Origin of the sequence: Clostridium senegalense JC122 (assembly GCF_000285575.1) — a bacterium.
In the GTDB taxonomy this organism is placed as follows: Bacteria; Bacillota; Clostridia; order Clostridiales; family Clostridiaceae; genus Clostridium_J; species Clostridium_J senegalense.
The window spans coordinates 487,513-493,933 of the sequence record NZ_HE611050.1 but is presented as its reverse complement, the minus strand read 5'-3'; the positions used below and the strand labels follow the sequence as shown (position 1 = coordinate 493,933).

Annotated in this window: 5 protein-coding genes; 2 read left to right on the top strand and 3 right to left on the bottom strand. The window is 25.2% G+C overall.

The features are described from left to right. The first annotated feature begins 328 nt into the window (after positions 1-328). Complete coding sequence (locus CSGHG_RS02935; RefSeq protein WP_010292546.1) at positions 329-817, top strand: hypothetical protein; 489 nt, start codon at positions 329-331, stop codon at positions 815-817. Between the two features lie 116 nt (positions 818-933). Here CSGHG_RS02935 and CSGHG_RS02930 read toward each other — a convergent pair whose 3' ends face one another. After that, the gene (locus CSGHG_RS02930; RefSeq protein WP_010292544.1) at positions 934-1,836 is read right to left on the bottom strand and encodes a chemotaxis protein; all 903 of its coding nucleotides are present in this window, start codon (positions 1,834-1,836) and stop codon (positions 934-936) included. A gap of 331 nt (positions 1,837-2,167) precedes the next feature. On the opposite strand from CSGHG_RS02930, the gene CSGHG_RS02925 reads away from it, so the two are divergent. After that, a complete protein-coding gene (locus CSGHG_RS02925; RefSeq protein ID WP_010292542.1) occupies positions 2,168-3,745 on the top strand; it encodes a ClC family H(+)/Cl(-) exchange transporter in 1,578 nt (525 codons plus the stop codon). 84 nt (positions 3,746-3,829) lie between these two features. Here CSGHG_RS02925 and CSGHG_RS02920 read toward each other — a convergent pair whose 3' ends face one another. Further along, entirely contained in the window at positions 3,830-4,993 is a 1,164-nt protein-coding gene (locus tag CSGHG_RS02920) for an iron-containing alcohol dehydrogenase (RefSeq protein WP_010292541.1), read from the bottom strand. A 184-nt stretch (positions 4,994-5,177) separates the two neighbouring features. Beyond that, positions 5,178-5,963 (bottom strand): HAD family hydrolase, encoded by a 786-nt coding sequence (locus CSGHG_RS02915; RefSeq protein WP_010292539.1) that lies wholly within the window; start codon positions 5,961-5,963, stop codon positions 5,178-5,180. Positions 5,964-6,421 lie beyond the last annotated feature (458 nt).

The window sequence follows — 6,421 nt, the reverse complement described above, 5'->3', positions numbered from 1 at the left end:
ATATATAATGAAATATATAAAATTTGTTCGTTGAATTTAATAATTTTCTTCTTTTAGTAGAAAGTTTTTAATAGTATATATAAGTACCTATCTAATAAAAGTTTAATTAAAATAAAAAATATAGTAATATATAAATATAAAAAATGTAAATGTTTAAAAACAACTTATATAGAAACTGTATCAGAATAACGATTTATTTAATAAAATAAGTATGATGACAATTTAACTAAAGTATAAAAATATACGTAAGTATATTATGAGTGCAACGTGAAATTAAAAAATTAATATAAAAAAGATTTTATGTTGTTACAACGCAGGAGGAAATAAAATGGGATATAATTCAATTGATTTAGTAGATAGGGCAATAGACACATCTAATAAAATTTTAAATTTCTACGAAAATATTAAAAAAAACAATAACAACATAATTTCTTTTAATGTTTTTGTAAATATATTAGAAAAGCATGAGAAGGAAAAAATTAATTACTATAAAGTATTAAAGGAATCTATAACTTATGAGGATACAAAAGAAATAAATTTTTTTATATATGATAAAATTTCATCACTTATCACTCAATTTAACAATAAAATTAGTAATCATAAATGTGGAATTAATACAAAAGAATTAACTGAATGTGCAATAGAAATAAATAAAGATGTTAGGGCACTATTTATAGATGTGAGAGGTAGGATAACAAAAGATGAAGATGATTGGGAAACTTCTGAATATAAAGTTCTAAGTAGTATAATAAATATACAGGAAGAATATATAAAAAAATTAGAGCAATTATATAATAAGAGTTATGTAGAAAAATAAATCAAAAGTTAAATTTATTTAAAAAATATGAAATGTAATATTGAATCTTATAGTATTTAATAAATATAAAAAGCACCAACAATAGTTCTACAAGTTATTGTTGGTGTTTCTTATATTTATTTGCTAATTACAAATTCATCTATTATGTCAACAAGCTCTCCAATTTCAGGTTTGCTAATTTGGGCATTTGCACCTACATCAATGCCTTTATGTTTTAAATCATCAGTAATTAAAGATGAAAAAATTATACAAGGTAATTTTCTTAAAATTGTATGTTCTTTAATTTTTCTTACAAGAGTATGACCATCCATTTGAGGCATTTCAATGTCAGTTATAAGTATTTGAACATCATCTACAAAGTTTTCTTTTTTACTTTCAGCTAGGCTGTTAAGGTATGTCAATACTTCAGTTCCATCATTGAAAAATGTTAAATTCTCAAATCCAGCTTTATTTAATGTATTTTTTAAAAGTGTTCTTATTAATGCTGAATCATCAGCTAAAACAATTTTTATTCCATGTCTATCTTTACAATGTATATCTTTAATTTTATCTTCACTTATACCTATTTTAGGATTTATATCAGTAATAATTTTTTCAAAGTCTAAAAGTAATATAATGTTATCTTTAAATAATATATTTCCAATTACTAAAGGATTAGTTGAAATTTCATCAGGTTTTCTGATTTGTTCCCACTTGATACGATGTATTGCAACAATATCATCTATTTTAAAAGCTACTTTAACCTTATTAAATTCACATAGAATAGCTTTAAAAGGTTTTAAATTATTATTTTTATGAGAATCAAGAACTTGACTTAAATTGATTAAGGTAAGTATCTCATTTCTACAAAGAACTACACCATCTATAGAAGGATGATTATTAGGTAATTCTGTTAGATTATCTATATCTACAACTTCTCTAACCTTTATAACATTTATTGCATAATGCTTATTATTTACTATAAACTCTAGTATTTCTACTTCACCAGTACCAGACTCTAATAGTATATCTGTTTTCATAAAATTAACACCTACTTTTTAAAAATATTAATATATTATATATATTTTAAATATACAATTTTTGGTATAAATTTGCAAATTAACTTTTCTATGAATAACATTATAATGAAAATTTTAGTATAGAAAAAGTTAATATATATTTCGTGTAAAAAGATAGTTGCTTTAATGTATTTTAAATTTTAATTTATAAATTTGAAATAATTTAATATGAGTTATATAATAAAAAAGGGCAAATTTATATAAAGTATAAATAATTTTAAGTATATGAAAAAGTATTTAAATTTTAAATGCTTAGTTTTTTGCTGTTCATATTAAGTAAAGGAGGATTAAAATGGAGATATCTAAAGATAAAACTACTAATATTTTATCACATAGAAAGAATTTAAGATTTAAGCTTATAATTGAAGGTGCTGTAGTTGGCCTGATTACAGGTATAATTATTGTTTTGAATAGGTTAGCTATAGATAAATTATTTAAAATTTCTAATGGTATTTATAGTAGTTCAAAGGGTAACCCTATAAAAATAGCAGTTATAATTATAATTTTATCATTTTTAGGATATTTAGTTGGTGTGTTAGTAAAGAAAGAGCCGATGATATCAGGTAGTGGAATACCTCAAGTAGAAGGATTTTTAGTTAGAAAATTAAACATTAATTGGTTACGAGTTCTTATAAACAAGTTTATAGGTGGAGTGATTTGTTTAGGGGTAGGTCTTTCAGCAGGAAGAGAAGGTCCATCTGTTCAAATGGGAGCAGCAGTTGGACAAGGGTTCTCTAGGATTTTTAAAAGAGTAAATATTGAAGAAAAATTTTTAACTACAAGTGGAGCGAGTGCAGGATTAGCAGCTGCATTTAATGCACCATTATCAGGTGTAATGTTTGCATTAGAGGAAACTCATAAAAATTTTTCTCCATTAGTTTTACTTTCTGCCATGTCATCAGCACTTACAGCAGATTTTGTGGCAAAGAGATTTTTGGGTTTAGATCCAGCATTAAATTTTAAAGGAATAGCTTCATTACCTTTGAAGTTTTATTGGGCTTTAATATTGTTAGGAGTTTTAGTTGGTATAAGTGGTACAATTTTTAACAAAGGAATATTAAAAAGTCAAAAAATTTATGGTAGCTTTAAGAGAATGCCTATTGAAGTAAAAACAATAATACCTTTTATAGTGACAGGAATTGTAGGTGTAATATCACCAATATTAATTGGTGGTGGTCATAATCTTATAATGAGTTTGTCAGAAAATAAGTATGTATTGGTAACGTTGTTACTTTTTTTAGTTATAAAATTTCTATTGGTTCTTATATGCTTTGGCTCAGGTATACCTGGGGGAATATTTTTTCCACTATTAGTACTTGGAGCATTAGTAGGAAACATTTTTGGTATTATAGTATGTTATAGTTTAGGAGTACCTAGTATTTATATATTAACTTTTATAATATTAGCAATGGCAGGACACTTTACAGCAATAGTTAAAGCACCTATAACAGGTATAATATTAATTACAGAAATGACAGGTTCTTTTGATCATATGTTACCTTTAGCAATAGTGTGTATATTTGCGTATATAACTTCTGATTTATTAAAATCAGAACCAATTTACGAAAGTTTACTAGAAAATATTTTAAAAAAGAATGGTTCAAATTTTGAAGGAAATAGTACAACTAAAACATTGATAGAATATGCTGTCCATATGGGATGTATTACAGAGGGACAATTAATGAAAGATATAAATTGGCCCAAGGATTGTTTAATTGTGGCGATAAAGCGAGGAGGCAAAGAAATAATACCTAGAGGATTTACAAGGATACTTAGTGGAGATTATATAGTTGCATTAGTTGATGAAGATAAAGCTTCAAGTATTTTAGAAAAATTAGATAATATGTGTACAGGATTATATAATAATTAGCTATAAAAACAAGTACTATTTAAAATTAATTAAATAGTACTTGCTTTATTATAAGGATAAAAATTTTAGATTTTAGCTTAATATTTATTCAAAAGCTATTTGAAGTATTTTATAAATATCTTCTCTGTTTAACTTTTTAAAAGTACCTAAAGGTGCAGACATTGCTGCATTATCTGCGATGAAGTCTAATTCTTTAAATGAAACGCCTACTTCTTTAAGCGTAGTTGGTGCTCCTATTTCTTTATAGTAATTTTTAAGAGCATCAATTGCACTTAATGCAGCTTTTTCATCGTCACACTCATTTATATTAAAAATATTTCTACCCATTTTAGCAAATTTACAGACATCTTCTTTATAAACATATTTCATCCATGCAGGCATAATTATAGCAAGACCAGTACCATGAGATATATCATTTAAAACACTTAATGAATGTTCTATGGAATGAGATGACCAATCTCCAAGTCTACCTAAGCCATTAAGACCATTTAAAGCTAAAGTTGCAGCAAAAGAAAGCTCACATCTAGAATTATAGTTATTACTATCATTAATAAGAATTTTAGAATGTTTTATTACTGTTCTTATAATGCCTTCGGATAATTCATCTACCATATCTGTATTTTTAGTTCCACCAAAATATGCTTCAAATACATGAGTTATAGTATCTACAGCACCATTAACAGTTTGTTTTGTAGGAAGTGTAGATTGTATTGATGGGTCAAGAATAGATACTCTAGGATAAAGCAATGGAGAACCAAATGACCATTTTTTTCCTTCATCTTCATTTGTTATAACACCACCACAATTCATTTCAGAACCAGTTGCAGAAAGGGTAAGAACAGTAAAGATAGGTAGTGCATTTGCAAGTTTTCCGTTACCTTCAAATAAATCCCAAACATTACCCTCATAACAAGAACCAGCAGATATAGCTTTAGCAGAATCAATAACACTTCCACCGCCTACAGCTATAATTGCTTTTAAGTTATTATTTTTAACTATATCTATACCTTCTTTAACTTTAGAAAGTACTGGGTTTGGTTTAACACCAGAAAGTTCTATAAACTCTATATTATTATTTTTAAGAGATTTAGTAACTAAATCATAAACTCCGTTTTTAAAAATAGATCCTTTACCATATAATAAAAGAACTTTATCAATTGATTCAGCTTTTATGTTAGAACCAATTGATGATATTGTATCTTTACCAAAAACCAGTTTTGTAGGGTTTTTATATGAAAAATTCAACATTATAGTATCACTCCTAAAATTTATTTAAATATTAATTGAAATTATACAACTACTATATTGATAAATCAATAAAATAATTGTTTTACTTATTCATTTATGTAACATTATAGTTTTAATTAGTTTTTTTATAAATTAGTATATAGTAAATATTATGTTAAAACTATGTAAAATTAAAAAGAAACAGTTATATAACTGCTTCTTTTATTGCTTTAAGTACACCACATTCTTCATTTGTATCTGTTAGATAGTTACTAACTTTTTTTACAGCATCCACAGCGTTTCCCATTGCATAACTATATTTACATGCTTTAAGCATTTCTAAATCGTTATAGTAGTCTCCAAATGCCATACTTTCACTAAAAGAGATGTTAAGTTTATTTTGTAAAAACTTAATAGCAACACCTTTATTAGCATCTTTATTCATAATATCAAGCCAAATATTACCTGAAGTTACAACTTTAAGCTTGTCTTTATATTTTTCATTAAAAATTTCATAAGAGTTTTCATTAGCCCCATTAAAGTCACATAAAGTAAATTTTAAAATTTCATCATCTATTGTAGCTATATCATCTATAATTTCTACATTTTCAAAGTATTTTTTTATTTCATTTACTACAGATGATTTATTGGTTTGTAAATAAGCTGCCTTTTTTCCACATAGAAGAATATAACAGTTGTCAAAGGTACCAGCTAATGAACATAATTCAGGTATTATGTCTTTAGAAATACAATTTGAATATAATTCTTTGCCATTTTGAACAATGTAAGTTCCATTTTCAGCAGCGAAAATAATGTTATTTTTTACTTTATCAAAAGTTTTAACTAAATTATGATATTGTCTTCCAGATGCAGCTACAAAAATTATGCCTTTAGAATTTAGTTCAGAAAGCACAGAATAAAATTCTAAAGGTAAAACACCATTAGAATCTAGTAAAGTTCCATCCATATCGCTTGCAATTAATTTTATCATATTGATCACCTTTTCTTAAGTTTGTTTATTAATTTATCTAAATGTGAGAATTTAAGATTAATATATAAGTTATATATTAAATTTAATTCCTACTTGCTTGTTTCATTGAAGTTATAGGGTTCCAAATTTATTCATTTATCAAATGAGAAAACTCAAATTAATATTTTTTCAATAACTAAGAGATTATTTTAGTTAAAAGTTAAGAGTGAATAATTGTGGTTATTACTACTCACTTCGTTCCTAGTAATTTCCAACGTATCTTTTTATAAATTTGTAAAGCAAATTATATTGATAGATTTTTTAAAATCATTTTCAGAAAGTGGTTACCACTTTCATCCTAAACTCATAATTCATAATTCTTAAGTAAATATATTTGCACTTATTTTTCTCAACTGATAACAAAAATTTATTCAATAACTTTAAAAAAATTTTATACAAAACATAGTGTTGAATTCTAA

Coding starts and splice junctions, on each gene's coding strand:
- CSGHG_RS02920 (WP_010292541.1), bottom strand. CDS start 4,993: ATGTTGAATTTTTCATATAAAAACCCTACAAAACTGGTTTTTGGTAAA.
- CSGHG_RS02935 (WP_010292546.1), top strand. CDS start 329: ATGGGATATAATTCAATTGATTTAGTAGATAGGGCAATAGACACATCT.
- CSGHG_RS02925 (WP_010292542.1), top strand. CDS start 2,168: ATGGAGATATCTAAAGATAAAACTACTAATATTTTATCACATAGAAAG.
- CSGHG_RS02930 (WP_010292544.1), bottom strand. CDS start 1,836: ATGAAAACAGATATACTATTAGAGTCTGGTACTGGTGAAGTAGAAATA.
- CSGHG_RS02915 (WP_010292539.1), bottom strand. CDS start 5,963: ATGATAAAATTAATTGCAAGCGATATGGATGGAACTTTACTAGATTCT.